Origin of the sequence: Bradyrhizobium rifense (assembly GCF_008123425.1) — a bacterium.
In the GTDB taxonomy this organism is placed as follows: Bacteria; Pseudomonadota; Alphaproteobacteria; order Rhizobiales; family Xanthobacteraceae; genus Bradyrhizobium; species Bradyrhizobium rifense.
The window spans coordinates 1-18,362 of the sequence record NZ_VSSS01000072.1; the positions used below are offsets into that span (position 1 = coordinate 1).

Genomic DNA, 18,362 nt, shown 5'->3' on the forward strand with positions numbered 1-18,362 from the left:
TAGGGCGTTCGCCGGGACGACGGCGCGGAAAGAGCTGCGCGCCACATGGATGCCCCGCTTTCGCGGCGCATGAGAGCGGAGCTAAGCCGCTAGCCGTACCGCCCGTGGCAGTGCTTGTACTTCTTGCCTGAGCCGCAGGGGCAATCCTCGTTGCGGCCGATCTTGCCCCAGCTGGCCGGGTTCTTGGGATCGCGCAGCGCGGCGTCGGTGGCCTGCGGGGCCAGCGAAACGTTGGCGACGGCCATTTCGTCCTCGCCGGTGTTCGGGTCGAATTTGTGTGCTTCCATCTGCGGCAGCACAGGAGCTTCCTGCTCCGGCGGGACGATCTCGACCCGCATCAGCTGCGCGGTGACGGCCTCGCGCAGGTGTGCGCTCATCTCCTGGAAGAGGTTGAAGGCCTCGGTCTTGTACTCCTGCAGCGGATCGCGCTGGCCGTAGCCGCGCAGGCCGATGACCTGGCGCAGATGGTCAAGCATGATCAGATGCTCGCGCCAGAGATGGTCGAGCGTCTGGAGCAAAATGGTCTTCTCGACGTAACGCATCACGTCGGGACCCCATTGCCCGACCTTGGCCGCCATGTGCTCGTCGGCACGAGTCTCGATGCGCTTGAGCAGCTCCTCGTCGGCGATGCCCTCTTCCTTGGCCCAGTCCTCGACCGGCAGGTCGAGATCGAGCACGCGCTTGAGCTCTTCCTTCAGGCCGGCGACGTCCCACTGCTCGGCATAGGCATGCTCGGGCACGTGCTTGGCGACGAGGTCGTCGATGAAGGCATGGCGCATGTCCGTGACGGTCTCGGCAACGCTGTCGTCCTTCATGAGGTCGACGCGCTGGTCGAAGATCACCTTGCGCTGATCGTTCTGGACGTTGTCGAACTTGAGCAGGTTCTTGCGGATGTCGAAGTTGCGGGCCTCGACCTTCTGCTGCGCCTTCTCCAGGGCCTTGTTGATCCAGGGATGGATGATCGCCTCGCCCTCTTGCAGGCCGAGACGCTGGAGCATGCTGTCGAGGCGATCCGAGCCGAAGATGCGCATCAGATCGTCTTCCAGCGACAGGAAGAATTTTGAGCGGCCCGGGTCGCCCTGACGGCCGGAACGGCCGCGCAGCTGGTTGTCGATGCGGCGGGATTCGTGCCGCTCGGAACCGATGATGTAGAGGCCGCCCGGTTTCTTCACGGTCTTGGCCGGCTTCGAGCCCTTCGCCGGCTCGATCTCGACCGTCTCCTCGGCCTTCAGCACGATGTCGCGGAAGCGCTCGACGTCGGCCTTGATCTGCTCGATCTTCTTGGCCTTCTCGGCCTCATCCTCGATGCCCGCAGTCTCCTTCGGAATGCGCATCTCGAGCGAGCCGCCGAGCTTGATGTCGGTACCGCGGCCAGCCATGTTGGTCGCGATCGTGATCGCGCCGGGCACGCCGGCTTCGGCGACGATATAGGCTTCCTGCTCGTGGAAGCGCGCGTTCAAGACCGCGAACAGCTTTGCCTGCTTGCCGGCGCGCGCCGCAGCATAGAGCTTGTCGAGCGCGTTCTCCTTGCCGAAGTCGATCTGCTTGTAGCCGTTTGATTTGAGGAATTCGGCAAGCACTTCCGACTTCTCGATTGACGCGGTGCCGACCAGCACCGGCTGCAGCCGCGAATTGGCACGCTCGATCTCGGCGAGGATGGCGCCGTATTTTTCCTTCTGAGTGCGATAGACCTCGTCGTCCTCGTCCAGGCGGCCTACCGGCACGTTGGTCGGGATCTCCACGACTTCGAGCTTATAGATGTCAAAGAGCTCGTCGGCTTCGGTCAACGCCGTGCCGGTCATGCCGGCGAGCTTTTCATACATCCGGAAATAGTTCTGGAACGTGATCGAGGCGAGCGTCTGGTTCTCGGGCTGAACCTGGACGTGCTCCTTGGCTTCCAGCGCCTGGTGCAGGCCTTCCGAATAGCGGCGGCCCTGCATCATGCGTCCGGTGAACTCGTCGATGATCACGACCTCGTCGTCGCGGACGATGTAGTCCTTGTCGCGGGTAAACAGCGTATGCGCACGCAGCGCCTGGTTGATGTGGTGCACGACGGAGACGTTCTCGACGTCGTAGAGCGATTCGCCCTTGAGCTGGCCGGCATCGCGCAGCAGCGTCTCGATCTTCTCCATGCCGGCTTCGGTCAGCGTCACCGTGCGCTGCTTCTCGTCGACGTCGTAGTCGGTCTTGTCGAGCTTGGGCAGGAAGCCGTCGATGGTGTTGTAGAAATCCGAACGGTCGTCGAGCGGGCCGGAAATGATCAGCGGCGTGCGCGCTTCGTCGATCAGGATGGAGTCGACTTCGTCGACGATCGCGTAGAAGTGCGGCCGCTGGACCATGTCCTCGAGCCGGTACTTCATGTTGTCGCGCAGGTAGTCGAAGCCGTATTCGTTGTTGGTGCCGTAGGTGATATCGCAGGCATAGGCGGCCTTGCGCTCGGAATCGTCGAGGCCGTGGACGATCACGCCCGTGGTCATGCCAAGGAAGCCGTAGATCTGGCCCATCCAGCTGGAGTCGCGGCGGGCGAGGTAGTCATTGACGGTGACGACGTGGATGCCCTTGCCGGCGAGCGCGTTGAGATAGACCGCGAGCGTTGCGACCAGCGTCTTGCCTTCGCCGGTTTTCATCTCGGCGATGTCGCCCTCATGCAGCACCATGCCGCCGATCAGCTGGACGTCGAAATGACGCTGGCCGAGCGTGCGCTTGGCGGCCTCGCGCACCGTGGCGAAGGCGGGCACCAGGAGGTCGTCCAGCGTCTTGCCCTCGGCGAGCTGCTTCTTGAACTCGGCGGTGCGGGCCTTGAGCTCTTCATCGGAGAGCTTGATGAGTTCGGGCTCCAGCGCGTTGATCGCGCTGACGCGGGACTGATATCCCTTCACCCGCCGGTCGTTGGCGGAGCCGAAAAACTTGCGGGCGAGCGCGCCGATCATGCCTAGTTCCTGTGTTCGCGATTTAACCGCGTTGCAGCCAAGAAGTTGTCACCCGCTTGCCTATCAACTCACCGTGACGCCTGTTGGCGTCAGAGCCCGGACTGCGGGGGTCATCCGCCATATGGGTGGGAATTGGGCTAGTCTGGGTTCAACGGCCAAAAACGCAGCAAAATAAACGCCATCGCCATGGTCGCGACCGGGCAGAGATATGGCCCGGTCAGGGCCTTGTCAACGGCGGGCGCATTGCGGCTAATTCATCATTTTGACAGACTTTTCGCGTTGCCAAGCCCCCCTGAATTGGGCGAGTGTCCGCCCCGCTTAAGCAGCCCCTGCTTCAACATAAGGATTTTGCATGACCACCTCGTTCCCGGTAACCACCGGCCAGCGTTTCCGCCACGCGTCCGCCCTGGCTGGCTGCTTTGCCCTGGCGCTGTCCCTGGCGGTCGCCGGCCCGCTCCGGGCGGCCGACGATCCGGTCCTGGCGAAGGTCAACGGCGTTGAGATCAAGAAGAGCGACGTCGCCATGGCCGAGGAGGAACTCGGACCGAGCCTCGCCCAGATGGACCCGGCGACCAAGGAGGACAACGTCCTGTCGTTCCTGATCGACATGAAAATCGTGGCCAAGGCCGCCGAGGACAAGAAGGTCGCCGACGGCGAGGAATTCAAGAAGCGGATGGCGTTCGCCCGCAATCGCCTGCTGATGGACAGCCTGCTGGCCCAGGAAGGCAAGGCCGCCACCACCGACGACGCCATGAAGAAGGTCTATGAGGAGGCCTCCAAGCAGATCACCGGCGAGCAGGAAGTCCGCGCCCGCCACATCCTGGTCGAGACCGAGGACGAGGCCAAGACGGTGAAGGCCGAGCTCGACAAGGGCGCGGATTTCGCCGAGCTGGCCAAGAAGAAGTCCAAGGATCCGGGCTCCGCCGACGGCGGCGACCTCGGCTTCTTCACCAAGGAACAGATGGTGCCCGAATTCTCGGCTGTCGCGTTCGCGCTCGAGCCGGGCAAGATCTCCGACCCCGTGAAGTCGCAGTTCGGCTGGCACATCATCAAGGTCGAGGAAAAGCGCAACCGCAAGGCGCCGGACTTCGAGCAGGTCAAGGCCCAGATCGAGCAGTACGTCACCCGCAAGGCCCAGGCCGACTACGTCGCCAAGCTCCGCGCCGAAGCCAAGGTCGAGCGGACGGACCAGCCGGCGGCCGACGCGTCGAAGGACGCCAAGCCGGCCGACAGCAAGATGGCGCCCCCTGCGAAGAAGTAAAAATTTGCTGTCACTTCGGTGACGCCAAGGGTATCTAAGCATCGCAATGGCCGGGCATCATCGCCCGGCCATCTGCATATCCAGACCTCACCAAGGCACAAGCCAAGGCACCCCGCGATGTCCTCAACCGTCTCCCCGCTCGCCCCGAAGAACGTTCCCGACATGCCCGTGATCGCGGGCGTCCGTCTCGCGACGGCGGAGGCCGGAATCCGCTACAAGAACCGCACCGACGTGCTGCTGGCGATCATGGACAAGGGCACAGCGGTCGCCGGCGTCTTCACCAAGTCGAAATGTCCGTCGGCCCCCGTCGAATGGTGCCGCGCAAAACTGAAGGGCGGCAAGGCACGCGCGCTGGTCGTCAATTCCGGCAATGCCAACGCCTTCACCGGCAAGACCGGCCGCGGCTCCACGGCGCTCACTGCAAAGATCGCGGCCAAGGCCGTCGGCTGCAGCGAGAGCGAGATTTTCCTGGCCTCGACCGGCGTGATCGGCGAGCCGCTCGACGCGACCAAGTTCGACGGCGTGCTGGGACGCCTCGCCGAGACCGCGGAAGCCGGCGATTACCTCGCCGCCGCCAAGGCGATCATGACCACCGACACCTTCCTCAAGGTCGCGACCGCGACCGTGAAGCTCGGCAAGGCCAAGGTCACCATCAACGGCATGGCCAAGGGCGCCGGCATGATCGCCCCCGACATGGCGACGATGCTGTCCTTCATCTTCACCGACGCGCCGATCGCGCCCGCCGCGCTGCAGGCGCTGCTCAAGGCCGGCGTCGAAGACACCTTTAATGCGGTCACGATCGACGGCGACACCTCGACCTCGGATACACTGCTGGCTTTCGCCACCGGCGCTGCCGCCGAGCACGGCGCACCGAAGATCAGCCGCGCCAGCGATCCGCGCCTGAAGGCCTTCACCAAGGCCTTCAACCAGATCCTCGCCAACCTCTCCGAGCAGGTCGCCCGCGACGGCGAAGGCGCACGCAAGCTGGTCGAGATCACCGTCGAGGGCGCCAAGACCAAGGCCTCGGCGCGCAAGATCGCCATGTCGATTGCCAACTCGCCGCTGGTGAAGACCGCAATCGCCGGCGAGGATGCCAATTGGGGCCGCGTGGTCATGGCGGTCGGCAAGGCCGGCGAGCCGGCCGATCGCGACAAGCTCTCGATCGCCTTCAACGGCATCCGCGTCGCCAAGAGCGGCGCGCGCGATCCGTCCTATGACGAGGCGCAGGTGTCGGAGGCGATGAAGGCCCCGGAGATTGCGATCAAGGTCTCGCTCGGCCTCGGCAAGGGCCGCGACCGCGTGCTGACCTGCGACCTCACCAAGGAATATGTGGCGATCAACGGCGATTATCGGTCCTAGGACATGGCCGACCTGAAGCTGACGCTGGTGGTGGCGTGCGCGCTGGTCGACGCCGACAAGCGCGTCCTGATCGCGCAGCGCCCCGAAGGCAAGACGCTCGCCGGCCTCTGGGAATTTCCCGGCGGCAAGTTGGAGCCCGGGGAGCGGCCCGAGCAGAGCCTGATCCGCGAGCTCAACGAGGAGCTCGGCATCACCGTCGCCGAGCCCTGCCTGGCGCCGCTGACCTTTGCGAGCTACGGCTACGAGACCTTTCATCTGTTGATGCCGCTCTTCATCTGCCGGCGCTGGGAAGGGATCGTCGAAGCCCGCGAAGGCCAGAAGCTGGCTTGGGTCCGCGCCAACAAGCTGCGCGACTATCCGATGCCGCCGGCGGACATTCCGCTGATTCCGCATTTGATTGATTTGCTGATGTGAGGCTGGACCTCATCCTGAGGGACCGCGAAGCGGTCGTCTCGAAGGATGGCCACGCGGCAAGAGCCGGGCCTCTCATGGTTCGAGACGGCGCTGACGCGCCTCCTCACCATGAGGATCAGGTCTCCCCTGCCTTCTTCACCGCCTCCGCAAGGCTCGCTTTCGCCGATCCCGGCTTCAGCGGCTGCTGCTGGCTTGCATGCGGCGCCCAGCCGGAGAGCCAGATGATGTCGAAGGTCGCACGGATGCGGCCGTCGGCGTCGGCAAAGCGCTCGGCATAGATTTCGGCCATGCGCAACAGCGTCGCGCGGCGGCTCGGCATGCGCCGCCGTTCGATCAGCACATTGGCCGCGCCCATGCGGCGGAGATCCTGCATCAGAGCGAACGCATTGCCATAGCGCACCACGACGCGGTCGACATCCGTGACCGGCAGCGCAAAGCCCGCCCGCTGCAACAGCGCGCCGATGTCGCGTAGATCGGCGAAGGGCGCCACGCGCGGCGACACGCCGCCCTCGCATTCGGCTTCCGCCGCGGCAAAGGCCTGCCGCAGCTCGGTCAGGCTGTCGCCGCCGATCATCGCCGCGAGCAGCAGCCCGTCGGGCTTCAGCGCACGGCGGACCTGCGCGAGCACACCTGGAAGATCGTTGACGAATTGCAACGCCAGCGCGGTGACGACGAGATCGAGGCTTTCCGGCGCGAACGGCAATTTCTCCGAACCCGCCGCATCGAGCGCGATCCGTTCGATGGACGGCAGCCGAGCGCGCAGCGCCGCAAGTCCCTCTCCGGGCGTCCAGAGATCAGCCGGCGCGTGAAATTCACGCATCACCGCGGCCAGCCTGTCAGACATGTCTTCGGCGACCCGATCGAGCAGGAAGCTCACAGCACCTTGCGCCTGAGCGCGGCGCTGCCGCGCGCACAGCAAGGCACGATCGAACAAGGCGGGTGGGGTCTGTGGGTTTGTGGCCATGGCGCTGGTTACGCCGATCATGCTGGTTCTGGCAATCCGTTGCGTGTGGCGCTAGCCTTCAAGGAAGCCGACACCGGCCCCTCGCGTTCCAAGCTGACAATGCGCGCCAGGTTCGCGGCGCGCCGGAGCATCAGACGATGATCACCTGTTACCTGCGATACGAGGTCCCTCCGGACAAGCTCGCCGAATTCGAAGCTTACAGCAGGATGTGGCTGGAGCTGGTGCCAAGATTCGGCGGCGTGCACCACGGCTACTTCCTGCCATCGGAAGGGGCGAGCGACGTTGCCCTCGCGATGTTCAGCTTCCCGAGCTTCGCAGCCTACGAACAGTACCGGAAAGACAGCGCCCAAGATCCGGACGTCCAGAAGGCGATCGCCTTCGCTAAGCAAACGCGCTGCTTCCGCCGTTATGAGCGATCGTTCTTCCGGCCCGTGCTCCCGAAAGAGCCGTAGGCCGGGCACGGACAAGAGCAGCCAATTGGCTTGAGCGTGGCGCAAGACGGCGCTAGCTTTGCCCAATGGACGCCGAGGCATCACCACCACGCTCCATTTCCAGCCATGTGCGCGGCGCGCTCGGGGCCTGCCGCGACGTGTTGGCGCATCTACCAAGACTTGCGCTCGACATTGCGCTGCCGACCTTGTGCGTGTCCTGCCGCGAGCCCGTGGATGGCGAGGGCGTGTGCGCGGCGTGCTGGGCAAGGCTGTCGTTCATTGAACGGCCTTACTGCCCGCGGCTCGGCATTCCCTTTGTCTATGATCCCGGCCCCGACATGCTGTCGATGGAAGCGATCGCGAGTCCGCCCGCCTATCAGCGGGCACGCGCCGCGGTGCGCTATGACGATGTCGCGCGCACGCTGGTGCATGCGTTGAAATACCAGGACCGCACGGATCTTGCGCCCGCCATGGGCCGCTGGATGGCGCGCGCGGGCGGCGAACTGCTTGCCGGCGCCGACATGCTGGTGCCGGTGCCCCTGCATTGGCGCCGGGCCTGGCGCCGCCGCTACAACCAGTCCGGCGCGCTGGAGCACATCATCGCGCGACAGAGCGGGGTCAAGGTGCGGGGCGAGGTGCTGCGCCGGGTGCGCGCCACCGAGCAGCAGGTCGGCCTGTCGCGGGCCCAGCGCGCCACCAATGTGCAGGGCGCATTCCAGGTATCCCCAGACCGTCAGGCCGAGGTCCAGAGCCGGCGCATCATCCTGGTTGATGATGTCCTGACATCAGGTGCGACGCTGGATGCCTGCGCCCGTGCGCTTCTTCGCGCCAAGGCGGCCCAGGTCGACGTGCTGGTCTTTGCCCGGGTTGTCGAGAGCCGGTAAACTCCCATATAATTCAACAAATTCATGACATGAGAGCGCTGGACGCCATGACCGCTGCTGTCGAGATCTACACCAGGCCGGGATGCGGCTACTGTTCCGCTGCCAGGTCGCTTCTGACCCGCAAGAAGGCGACCTTCACGGAATTCGACGTCGCCCAGAACCCGTCCTGGCGCGACGAGATGTACGACCGCGCCGGCGAGGGCTCGACCTTCCCGCAGATCTGGATCGGCGGAACCCATATCGGCGGCTGCGACGACCTCTACGCGCTCGACCGAGAAGGCAAGCTCGACGACCTCCTCGAAAGCGTCAAGGCGGTCTCATGAGCCAAGATCAAGCTCAGGATCGCACCTTCACCGCGGCCATGATCCAGATGCGCACCGGGCTGCTGCCCGAGCCGAGCCTTGCGCAAGCAACCAAGCTGATCCGGGAGGCGGCGGCCAAGGGCGCCGACTATGTGCAGACGCCCGAGGTCAGCAACATGATGCAGCTGAACCGCAAGGCGCTGTTCGAGCATCTGCAGAGCGAAGAGGACGACGCCTCGCTGAAGGCGTATCGCGCGCTTGCGGCCGAGCTGAAGATCCACATCCATGTCGGCTCGCTGGCGCTGCGCTTTTCGCCGGAGAAGGCGGTCAACCGCTCCTTCCTGATCGGGCCCGAGGGCAACGTGCTCGCGGGCTACGACAAGATCCACATGTTCGACATTGAGCTGCCGGACGGTGAGAGCTATCGCGAATCCGCCAATTACCAGCCGGGCGAGACCGCCGTGATCTCCGACCTGCCCTGGGGCCGCGTTGGCTTGACGATCTGCTACGACGTGCGCTTCCCCGCGCTCTACCGCGCGCTCGCCGAGAGCGGCGCGTATTTCATCACCGTTCCCTCCGCCTTCACCCGCAAGACCGGCGAGGCGCACTGGCACATCCTGCTGCGCTCACGCGCGATCGAGACCGGCTGCTTCATCTTCGCAGCGGCCCAGGCCGGCACCCACGAGAACAAGCGCGAGACCTATGGTCACTCGCTGATCATCGATCCCTGGGGCGAGATTCTCGCCGAGGGCGATGTCGAGCCCGGCATCATCATGGCCAAGATCGACCCGGCCAAGGTCGAGACCGCACGCCGCGCGATCCCCTCGCTCCAGCACGGCCGCCGCTTCGGCGTCTCCGATCCCAAGGCCGGGCCGGATCATCTGCATCTGGTGCGGGGATCGGCATGATCCGCTACGCCCTCCATTGCGACCGCAAGCACGCGTTCGAGAGCTGGTTCCAGAGCTCGTCGGCCTACGATTCGCAGGTGAAGCGCAAGCTCGTGACCTGCCCGATCTGCGGCTCGGCCAAGGTCGACAAGGCGATCATGGCGCCGCGCATCGTCGGCAAGAAGGGCCGCGGTCGCGCCACGCCGCCGGCTGAGCCCGCCATCACGACCGCAGTGCCCGAGGCTGCGCAGTCTGGATCCACCTCGCTGATGATGGCGCAGGAGCGCGAGCTCCGTACCAAACTGAAAGAGCTGCGCGACCACATCGTCAAGAACGCCGACAATGTCGGCGAGCGTTTTGCCAACGAAGCCCGCGCGATGCATTACGGCGACAAAGAGCACCGCCCGATCTACGGCGAGGCCTCGCCGGACGAGGCAAAATCGCTGATCGACGAGGGCATCGAGGTGTCGCCGCTGCCGACGCTGCCGGAAGACAGGAACTGACGCGCGAAGCGCGTCAGAAGCCAACCAGCAGCGCCACGCCGACGACGATCAGCACGATGCCAAAGATCTCGCGCGGCGCGATCGGCTGCTTGAACGAGTAATACGCCACCGCTTGCGCGAACAGCACCTCGATCAGCGCGAGGGTGCGGACGTTGGCGGCGGCCGTCAGCGCGAACGCCAGAAACCAGAATTGCGAGGCGAAGGCGCCCATGAAGCCCGCGAGCAGCGACGGTCGCCAGAGCCCCATGATCGACTGCAGCACCTTTGGCGCACGCCAGAGCAGATAGATCGTCAGGATCAGCGTCTGCACGAACAGGCCGAGCACCAGCGTGAACGAGGCCGCGGTCACGAACGAGACGCCGGGAACGTTGATGATCGCACCGCGGAAGCCGACCGCCGACAGCGCGAACGCCGCAGCCGCGACGAGGCCGGTGATGGTCGGTTTGAGTTCGGCAAAGCTCTTCTCGCCGCCCGGCCGCAGCGCGGTGATGACGACGCCGACGGTCGCGATCACGATCGCCAGTACCTTCAGCCATGTCAGATGATCGCCGAGAAAGACGAAGCCGAAGATCGCGGTCTGGATCGCCTCGGTCTTCAAATACGCCGTCGTCACCACGAAGGAGCGGTCGTTCATCGCAAGCAGCATCAGCCCGGTGGCAACAATCTGGCTGAGCGCGCCCAGCAGCAGCCACGGCCAGAACACGGTCGGCGGCATGCCGAGACGATCGCTGGTCGCAACCAGCACAACGCCCAAGAACAGCAGCGAGAACGGGAAGCCGAACAGGAAGCGGATATTGGTCGCGCCCCACGTCCCCAGCGGCTTCGTCAGCGATCGCTGCATCGCATTACGCGCGACCTGGCCGAGCGCAGCAATGACGGTGAAGGGAATCCAGAGGCTGGTGACGGTGAACATGGGGTGGGTGCGATCGGCAGGGCGCTAACGGGAAATGACCGCGGCCAACGTGCAAGTTGAGGGAGGCGGGGTCAACCGCACGGAAGTCATGGGAGCGATGCCGATGCCACGAACTCCGCCGTCGTCCGAGGGGTACGAGCTCGCGCCTCACTCACGACTGCCTCACACCATCCCTTCCGCCACCACCATGTAGTTCACGTCCATATCCGACGAGAGCGTCCATTTGTCGGCGAAGGGGGAGTAGACGACGCCGGTCTGCTCGGTGATGACGAGACGGTTGTCGAGGAGATACTTGGTCAGCTCGTCGGGGGTGACGAACTTGTTCCATTCGTGGGTGCCGCGCGGCAGCCAGCGCAGGACGTATTCGGCGCCGACGATCGCGAGCGCAAAGCTCTTCCAATTGCGGTTGAGGGTGGACACGACCATCAGGCCGTTGGGCTTCAGCATTGCGGCGCAGCGCTTCAGGAAGACGCCGACGTCGACGACGTGCTCGACCACCTCCATCGCCAGCACGATGTCGAAGCGCTCGCGCGGGTCGATCTCCTCCACCGTGGTGCAGCGATAGTCGATCGACAGATGGCTCTTGTCGGCATGCAGCTTCGCCGCGGCGATGTTGCTGGCCGAGGGATCGACGCCGATGACCTGCGCACCCAGCCGCGACAGCGGCTCGCACAGCAGGCCGGCACCGCAGCCGATGTCGAGCACGCGCAGGCCGCCGAGGCAGTTGAGGCTGCGCACGTTGCGCTCGAATTTGCGGCAGGCGGCGTCGCGGATATAGCCGAGCCGCAGCGGATTGATCCGGTGCAGCGGGGCCATCTTGCCCTTGGGGTCCCACCACTCGGCCGAGAGCTTTGAGAACTTTGCGATCTCGGCGGCGTCGACGGTCGAGCCTGGCGGGGGGCTTGCGGTTGCGGAAGTATCTTGCTGCATGCTCATGGTTACGCGCGGTCCTACCGCGTGGTGATCGAACTACGGAAGGCCAGTGGCGAGGCGATCGTCCGGATGGTCTCGCGACCTTCGCCGACGCCGTTAATGGTCACGTCGCCGTAGTTGAGAATACGTCCAAGAATCGTCTGGTTGACGTCGACACTCTCGACCTTGTCGAGCGCCATTTCAAAGGTGCGGCGCTTGATGAAGCCGGTCTTATGCACAACCCTGAGATTTGTGACGTCGGTCTCGGTGCTGAAGCGATGGAACCAGCCCTTCAGGGTCCAGAACAGGGCGGCCAGCGCCACCAGGCCGGCGCCGAACAGGCAGACGATCATGATGCTGTAGATATCGCTCCGGCGGGAAGCCACGAACAGGGCCAAAGCCACGATCCAGGCCAGGATGGCCGGGAAATAGAAGATCCAGTGCGCATTGGTCGAATACAGCACCCGTTCGCCGGGCTGCAGGATCTCGTCGATGTAACGCGCCATGATCTCGGTTAACCCATACCCCGGCTGGACCTGAAGCCTGCCCCCCGCAGGAACCCGCTTGCCCCCGGCCCCGCCGCTATGTATACGCGCGGTCGGTGTCCGCAGGCACCCGTCCATTGCGGGTCACCATACTGATCCTTATGAGGGAATGCACGCGTCGTCATGAGCCGCCTCGTGATGAAATTCGGCGGCACGTCCGTCGCCAACATCGAACGTATCCGCAACGTCGCACGCCATGTGAAGCGTGAGGTCGACGCCGGCCACGAAGTGGCTGTGGTCGTCTCGGCGATGTCGGGCAAGACCAACGAGCTGGTGGCCTGGTGCACCGAGGCATCGCCGATGCACGACGCGCGCGAATACGACGCCGTCGTCGCCTCCGGCGAACAGGTGACCTCGGGCCTGCTGGCCATCGTGCTGCAGGGCATGGGTATCCAGGCCCGCTCCTGGCAGGGCTGGCAGATCCCGATCAAGACCAGCGACGCCCATGCCTCGGCCCGGATCGAGGACATCGACGGCAGCGAGATCATCACCCGTTTTAGGGATCGCAAGGAGGTCGCGGTCATCGCCGGCTTCCAGGGCATCGATCCCAAGACCAACCGCATCACCACGCTCGGCCGCGGCGGCTCCGACACCTCGGCCGTGGCGATCGCGGCCGCCGTCAAGGCCGACCGCTGCGACATCTACACCGACGTCGACGGCGTCTACACCACCGACCCGCGAATCGTGCCGAAGGCCAAGAGGCTCGACAAGATCGCATTCGAAGACATGCTGGAACTGGCCTCCCAGGGCGCAAAAGTGCTCCAGGTGCGCTCGGTGGAACTCGGCATGGTCCACAACATGCCGATCTTCGTGCGCTCGAGCTTCGACAAGCCCGAGGATATCGACCCGCATGCCAACCAGCCGCCCGGCACGCTGATCTGCGGCGAGGAGGAGATCATGGAAAACCACGTCGTCACCGGCATCGCCTTTTCGAAGGACGAGGCCCAGATCTCGGTGCGCCAGATCGAGGACAAGCCCGGCGTGGCGGCGTCGATCTTCGGCCCGCTCGCGGATGCCAATATCAACGTCGACATGATCGTCCAGAACGTCTCCGAGGACGGCAAGACCACCGATCTCACCTTCACGGTGCCGGCCGCCGACTACAACCGCGCCAAGGACACGATTACCGCCGCCAAGGCCACGATCGGCTATAAGAGGCTGGATACCGCCACCGACGTCGCCAAGATCTCGGTGATCGGCAGCGGCATGCGCAGCCATGCCGGCGTCGCCGCCCAGGCGTTTTCGGCCCTCGCCGGACGGAATATCAATATCCGGGCCATTACAACCTCCGAGATCAAATTCTCGGTTTTGATCGACACCGCCTATACCGAGCTTGCAGTGCGCACGCTGCACACGCTCTACGGCCTCGATCAGGCTTAGGCTAATTTTCTCTTAGCGGTCGCAGCAAACACGAAGGTGTACACACCTTCGCGTTTGGCAGGCGTTTTGCTTGGCAAAACAAGCCTCAATTCGCTATACGGCGAACAGGGTGGGCTGCCGCAGACTGTGTCCCAGTTCAGGCTGCTGATTCGGTGCAAGCGGTTGTTTGCGCCTGCGCCGGACAGACAATTTGATTGTTTTTCTGGAATTTTAGGCCAGCCGCCGGCCATTATCGCCGGGTCGGGCAGACGGAGGAGATTGACGGTTCATGCGGAGCGCGTCGGGAGGTCCCCGCGTCTTGTTGAGACGGCTCCGCGAAACCATGGCGGAGCAGGTCTCGGCCCAGGAGCGGCTGGACAAGATCGTGGTGCTGATCGCCGCCAACATGGTGGCCGAGGTCTGCTCGGTCTATGTGCTGCGCATCGACAACACCCTCGAGCTCTACGCCACCGAAGGCCTCAACCGCGAGGCCGTCCACCATACCGTGCTGAGCGCCCATGAGGGCCTGGTCGGCCTCGTCGCCAGCGAGGCGACTCCGCTCAACCTGAACGACGCCCAAAGCCATCCGGCCTTCTCGTTCCGCCCCGAAACCGGTGAAGAGATCTATCACTCCTTCCTCGGCGTGCCGATCCTGCGCGCCGGCAATACGCTCGGCGTGCTGGTGGTGCAGAACCGCGCCAAGCGCACCTATGTCGAGGAAGAGCTCGAGGCGCTGCAGACCACCGCCATGGTGCTGGCGGAGCTGATCGCGTCGGGCGAATTGTCCGCGCTCGCCCAGCCCGGCGCCGAGCCGGCCGCGCGCCATTCGACGCAAAAGGCCGGCGCGATCCTCTCCGAAGGCATCGCGCTCGGCCATGTCGTGCTGCACGAGCCGCGCGTCGTCATCAAGGACTACATCGCCGAGGATCTGCCGAAGGAGATCAAGCGGCTCGACACCGCGCTCGCCAAGCTGCGCTCGGATCTCGACCGGATGCTGGAGCGCGGCGACGTCGCCGAGGGCGGCGAGCATCGCGACGTGCTCGAAGCCTATCGCATGTTCGCCAACGACCAGGGCTGGTCGCACAAGCTGCACGAGGCGGTTGCCACCGGCCTCACGGCGGAAGCCGCGGTCGAGCGCGTCCAGTCCGACACCCGCGCCCGCATGCTGCGCGTCACCGATCCCTATCTGCGCGACCGGCTGCACGATCTCGAGGATCTCGGCTACCGCCTGATGCGGCAGCTGGTCGGCCAGGACCATGCGCCGTCGCGCGAGCAGATGCCCGACAATGCTATCGTCATCGCGCGTGCGATGGGACCGGCGGCGCTGCTCGATTATGATCGCAAGCGCCTGCGCGGCATCGTGCTGGAGGAAGGCACCGCCAACTCCCACGTCTCGATCGTGGCGCGCGCGCTCGGAATCCCTGCGGTCGGCGAGGTGCCGAACGCAACGGGCATCGCCGACCCCGGCGACGCCATCATCGTCGACGGCACCTCGGGCGCGATCTATGTGCGACCGTCGCAGGAAGTCGAGGCGGCCTATGCCGAGCGCGTGCGCTTCCGCGCCCGCCGCCAGGCGCAATATCTTGCGTTGCGCGACCGCCCTTGCGTCACCAAGGACGGCCAGAAGGTCGAGCTGATGATCAATGCGGGTCTCGCCATCGACCTGCCGCATATCGAAGACACCGGCAGCGCCGGCATCGGCCTGTTCCGCACCGAGCTGCAATTCATGGTCGGCCAGAGCCTGCCGCGCACCAGCGATCAGCTCGCGCTCTATCGCACCGTGCTGGATGCGGCAGGCCACAAGCCCGTCACCTTCCGCACCCTCGACATCGGCGGCGACAAGGCGCTGCCCTATATGGAGACGGTGATCGAGGAAAATCCCGCGCTCGGTTGGCGCGCGATCCGGCTCGGGCTCGACCGTCCCGGCCTGTTGCGCGGCCAGATCCGCGCGTTGCTCCGCGCCGGCGGCGGCCGCGCGCTGCGCATCATGTTCCCGATGATCTCGGAAGTCGCCGAGTTCGATTCGGCGAAGGCCCTGGTCGAGCGCGAGCTGACCTATCTGCGCCAGCACGGCCACACGCTGCCGGAGCGCATCGACATCGGCACCATGGTCGAGGTGCCGGCGCTGCTGTACCAGCTCGACGAGCTCCTGAAGAAGGTCGACTTCATCTCGGTCGGCTCCAACGATCTGTTCCAGTTCCTGTTCGCGGTCGACCGCGGCAATGCCAAGGTCTCCGAGCGCTTCGACACCATGTCGACGCCGATCCTGCGGGCGCTGCGCGACATCGCGCGCAAGTCGCTGGACGCGAAGAAATCGCTGTCGCTCTGCGGCGAGATGGCCTCGAAGCCGATCGGCGCACTGGCGCTGATCGCAATGGGCTACCGTTCGCTGTCGCTGTCGGCGACCGCGCTCGGCCCGGTCAAGGCGATGGTGATCGACCTCGACGCCAAGAAGGCCGAAGCGATGCTTGGGCCGCTGCTGGATGCGCCGGCCGGCAGCGTCTCGATCCGGCAGAAGCTGACGGAATTTGCCGAGGCCGAAGGCCTGGCGTTGTAGCGGGCCTGTCCGCCCGTTTTCGCCGCCTCGCCTCCCCTCCGCCTTTTGAGACCAAACCGATGTCGTCACTCCCCGAAGCCAAACTGGACGTCCTGCTCGCGCACCACGCCTCGCTCGAGGCCGAGTCGCTGGGGCAGCTTTCCTCCGAACGCTATGTGCAGGTGACGCGCGAGCTCGCCGAGATCACCCCGCTGATCGAGGCGGTGAAGACTTATCGTGCCGCCGTGAAAGAACTCGCCGACACCGAGGCGCTGATCGCCGATCCCGCGACCGATGCCGAGATGCGCAGCATGGCGGAAGCCGAGCGCGACGAGCTCAATCCCAGAATCGAGGATCTGGTCCAGAAGATCCGCGTCGCGCTGCTGCCCAAGGACGCCATGGACGATCGCAACGTCGTGCTGGAAATCCGCGCCGGCACCGGCGGCGACGAGGCCTCGCTGTTCGCCGGCGATCTGTTCCGGATGTACGAGCGCTTCGCGAGCCTTCAGGGCTGGAAGGTCGAGGTGATCTCGGCGAGCGAAGGCACCGTCGGCGGCTTCAAGGAAATCATCGCGGAGGTGCAGGGCCGCGGCGCGTTCTCGAAGCTGAAGTTCGAGTCCGGCGTGCACCGCGTGCAGCGCGTGCCCGACACCGAGACGCAGGGGCGCATTCATACCTCGGCCGCCACTGTCGCCGTGATGCCCGAGGTCGAGGAGGTCGACGTCGAGATCAAGAACGACGATCTGCGCATCGAGACCATGCGCGCGCAGGGCGCGGGCGGCCAGCACGTCAACAAGACCGAATCGGCAATCCGCATCACCCACATCCCGACCGGCATCGTGGTGATGATGCAGGACAGCCGCTCGCAGCACAAGAACCGCGCCTCCGCCATGAACATCCTGCGCTCGCGCATTTACGACGCCGAACAGCAGCGCCTCGACGCCGCGCGCTCGGCCGAGCGCAAGGAGAAGGTCGGCTCCGGCGACCGCAGCGAGCGCATCCGCACCTATAATTTCCCGCAAGGGCGCGTCACCGACCACCGCATCAATCTGACGCTCTACAAGCTGCCGCAGGTGATCGCCGGCGAAGCGCTCGGCGAATTGACCGATGCGTTGACCACTGAGCACCAGGCCGCTCAGCTCGCCGCACACGGCGCCGCCGCGTGACGGGCGCGTGAGCAATCCCCTCACCGCACGCTCGATCGAAAGCGCGCGGCGCGCGCTCGCAGCACGGCTGAGATCGGCGGGGCTCGACGAAGCCGAGCTCGATGCGCGCATGCTGCTCGGCGCAGTTCTCAGCCTCGATCTGACCGGCCTGATCTCGCAGGCCGCCCGTCCGCTCACGGAAGCCGAGGCGACGCAGCTCGCGGGCTATGCGCAGCGGCGCATCAGCGGCGAACCGGTGGCGCGCATTCTCGGCACGCGGGAATTCTGGGGCCTGCCGTTTCGATTGTCGGAAGCAACCCTGGTCCCACGACCCGACACCGAGACCGTGGTCGAGCGCGCGCTCGAAATGTTTCGCGAGCAGAGCTTGTCTCATCCGCCGCGTATCGCCGACATCGGCACCGGGTCCGGCGCCATCCTGCTCGCGCTGCTGCACGAGATTCCCGATGCGTTCGGCGTCGGCACCGATCTCAGCATGACCGCGCTTCATACCGCCAGGAGCAATGCCGCCGCGCTGGGCCTTGCCGATCGCGCGGCGTTCGTCGCCTGCTCCTATGCATCCGCGCTTCGCGGTCCGTTCGATCTGATCGTGTCGAACCCGCCCTATATTCCTGCCGGGGAAATTCCGAAACTGAGCATCGAGGTCCGCGAGCACGATCCGCATCTGGCGCTCGACGGCGGCAATGACGGCTATGACGCGTATCGCGCCCTGATTCCGCAGGCGGCCGAGCGGCTCGTGCCCGGCGGCGCCCTGATCGTCGAGGCCGGACAGGGCCAGGCCGGCGATATCCAGGCCTTGATGGCGGCCGCGGCGTTATCGATCGACAGGCCGCCCAAGGCCGACCTGTCGGGCATTCCCAGGGCCGTCTCGGCCCGAAAAATGCCCTCATAAAAGCCGGATTGGGCTCGAAAAAACCTCTTGGAATATCCCTTGGGAACGACTACCTTCCGTTCAGCACATCGGTGTCGGCCCCGTAGACCTACGGGCGAAAGCCGGGC

17 protein-coding genes are annotated in these 18,362 nt (G+C 65.2%); 12 read left to right on the forward strand and 5 right to left on the reverse strand.

Annotation, left to right across the window (positions count from 1 at the left end; all coding sequences use genetic code 11):
- Window positions 1–89: 89 nt before the first annotated feature.
- Entirely contained in the window at window positions 90–2,930 is a 2,841-nt protein-coding gene (secA, locus tag FXB40_RS40240) for a preprotein translocase subunit SecA (protein WP_148777814.1), read from the reverse strand.
- A 352-nt stretch (window positions 2,931–3,282) separates the two neighbouring features.
- Here secA and FXB40_RS40245 point away from each other — a divergent pair, with 352 nt between their 5' ends.
- From FXB40_RS40245 to FXB40_RS40255, 3 genes are all read left to right on the forward strand, one after another.
- A complete protein-coding gene (locus tag FXB40_RS40245) occupies window positions 3,283–4,191 on the forward strand; it encodes a peptidylprolyl isomerase (RefSeq protein ID WP_148777815.1) in 909 nt (302 codons plus the stop codon).
- Window positions 4,192–4,308: 117 nt separating this feature from the next.
- Window positions 4,309–5,550: a bifunctional glutamate N-acetyltransferase/amino-acid acetyltransferase ArgJ gene (gene argJ, locus FXB40_RS40250; RefSeq protein WP_148777816.1), complete on the forward strand. Its 1,242-nt coding sequence runs from the start codon at window positions 4,309–4,311 to the stop codon at window positions 5,548–5,550.
- A 3-nt stretch (window positions 5,551–5,553) separates the two neighbouring features.
- The gene (locus FXB40_RS40255; RefSeq protein WP_148777817.1) at window positions 5,554–5,964 is read left to right on the forward strand and encodes a (deoxy)nucleoside triphosphate pyrophosphohydrolase; all 411 of its coding nucleotides are present in this window, start codon (window positions 5,554–5,556) and stop codon (window positions 5,962–5,964) included.
- A gap of 115 nt (window positions 5,965–6,079) precedes the next feature.
- Here FXB40_RS40255 and FXB40_RS40260 read toward each other — a convergent pair whose 3' ends face one another.
- Entirely contained in the window at window positions 6,080–6,928 is an 849-nt protein-coding gene (locus tag FXB40_RS40260; RefSeq protein ID WP_246208262.1) for a methyltransferase domain-containing protein, read from the reverse strand.
- A 137-nt stretch (window positions 6,929–7,065) separates the two neighbouring features.
- On the opposite strand from FXB40_RS40260, the gene FXB40_RS40265 reads away from it, so the two are divergent.
- From FXB40_RS40265 to FXB40_RS40285, 5 genes are all read left to right on the forward strand, one after another.
- Window positions 7,066–7,380, forward strand: coding sequence for an NIPSNAP family protein (locus FXB40_RS40265; protein WP_148777819.1), 315 nt, complete (start codon window positions 7,066–7,068; stop codon window positions 7,378–7,380).
- Window positions 7,381–7,445: 65 nt separating this feature from the next.
- Window positions 7,446–8,243, forward strand: coding sequence for a ComF family protein (locus FXB40_RS40270; RefSeq protein WP_148777820.1), 798 nt, complete (start codon window positions 7,446–7,448; stop codon window positions 8,241–8,243).
- A gap of 47 nt (window positions 8,244–8,290) precedes the next feature.
- Complete coding sequence (gene grxC, locus FXB40_RS40275) at window positions 8,291–8,566, forward strand: glutaredoxin 3 (protein ID WP_148777821.1); 276 nt, start codon at window positions 8,291–8,293, stop codon at window positions 8,564–8,566.
- A complete protein-coding gene (locus FXB40_RS40280) occupies window positions 8,563–9,453 on the forward strand; it encodes a carbon-nitrogen hydrolase family protein (protein WP_148777822.1) in 891 nt (296 codons plus the stop codon). The genes grxC and FXB40_RS40280 overlap by 4 nt, the downstream gene beginning before the upstream one ends.
- Complete coding sequence (locus FXB40_RS40285) at window positions 9,450–9,935, forward strand: DUF1178 family protein (RefSeq protein ID WP_148777823.1); 486 nt, start codon at window positions 9,450–9,452, stop codon at window positions 9,933–9,935. Before FXB40_RS40280 ends, FXB40_RS40285 begins: the two co-directional genes overlap by 4 nt.
- Window positions 9,936–9,948: 13 nt before the next feature.
- Here the strand turns inward: FXB40_RS40285 and FXB40_RS40290 are convergent, their stop codons facing one another.
- The 3 genes from FXB40_RS40290 to FXB40_RS40300 form a co-directional block, all read right to left on the reverse strand.
- Entirely contained in the window at window positions 9,949–10,848 is a 900-nt protein-coding gene (locus FXB40_RS40290; protein ID WP_148777824.1) for an EamA family transporter, read from the reverse strand.
- A 162-nt stretch (window positions 10,849–11,010) separates the two neighbouring features.
- Window positions 11,011–11,784 carry a bifunctional 2-polyprenyl-6-hydroxyphenol methylase/3-demethylubiquinol 3-O-methyltransferase UbiG gene (gene ubiG, locus FXB40_RS40295; protein WP_187437479.1) on the reverse strand — a complete coding sequence of 258 codons (774 nt, stop codon included), beginning with the start codon at window positions 11,782–11,784 and terminating at the stop codon, window positions 11,011–11,013.
- A 14-nt stretch (window positions 11,785–11,798) separates the two neighbouring features.
- Window positions 11,799–12,266 (reverse strand): PH domain-containing protein, encoded by a 468-nt coding sequence (locus FXB40_RS40300; RefSeq protein ID WP_148777825.1) that lies wholly within the window; start codon window positions 12,264–12,266, stop codon window positions 11,799–11,801.
- A gap of 162 nt (window positions 12,267–12,428) precedes the next feature.
- Here FXB40_RS40300 and FXB40_RS40305 point away from each other — a divergent pair, with 162 nt between their 5' ends.
- The 4 genes from FXB40_RS40305 to prmC all read left to right on the forward strand — a co-directional run bounded on the left by FXB40_RS40305 (window position 12,429) and on the right by prmC (window position 18,255).
- Window positions 12,429–13,685, forward strand: coding sequence for an aspartate kinase (locus FXB40_RS40305; protein WP_148777826.1), 1,257 nt, complete (start codon window positions 12,429–12,431; stop codon window positions 13,683–13,685).
- Window positions 13,686–13,953: 268 nt separating this feature from the next.
- Window positions 13,954–16,221 carry a phosphoenolpyruvate--protein phosphotransferase gene (gene ptsP / locus FXB40_RS40310; RefSeq protein ID WP_148777827.1) on the forward strand — a complete coding sequence of 756 codons (2,268 nt, stop codon included), beginning with the start codon at window positions 13,954–13,956 and terminating at the stop codon, window positions 16,219–16,221.
- A gap of 59 nt (window positions 16,222–16,280) precedes the next feature.
- A complete protein-coding gene (gene prfA, locus FXB40_RS40315) occupies window positions 16,281–17,366 on the forward strand; it encodes a peptide chain release factor 1 (protein ID WP_148777828.1) in 1,086 nt (361 codons plus the stop codon).
- A gap of 7 nt (window positions 17,367–17,373) precedes the next feature.
- Window positions 17,374–18,255 (forward strand): peptide chain release factor N(5)-glutamine methyltransferase, encoded by an 882-nt coding sequence (gene prmC, locus FXB40_RS40320; RefSeq protein WP_187437480.1) that lies wholly within the window; start codon window positions 17,374–17,376, stop codon window positions 18,253–18,255.
- Window positions 18,256–18,362: the final 107 nt, after the last annotated feature.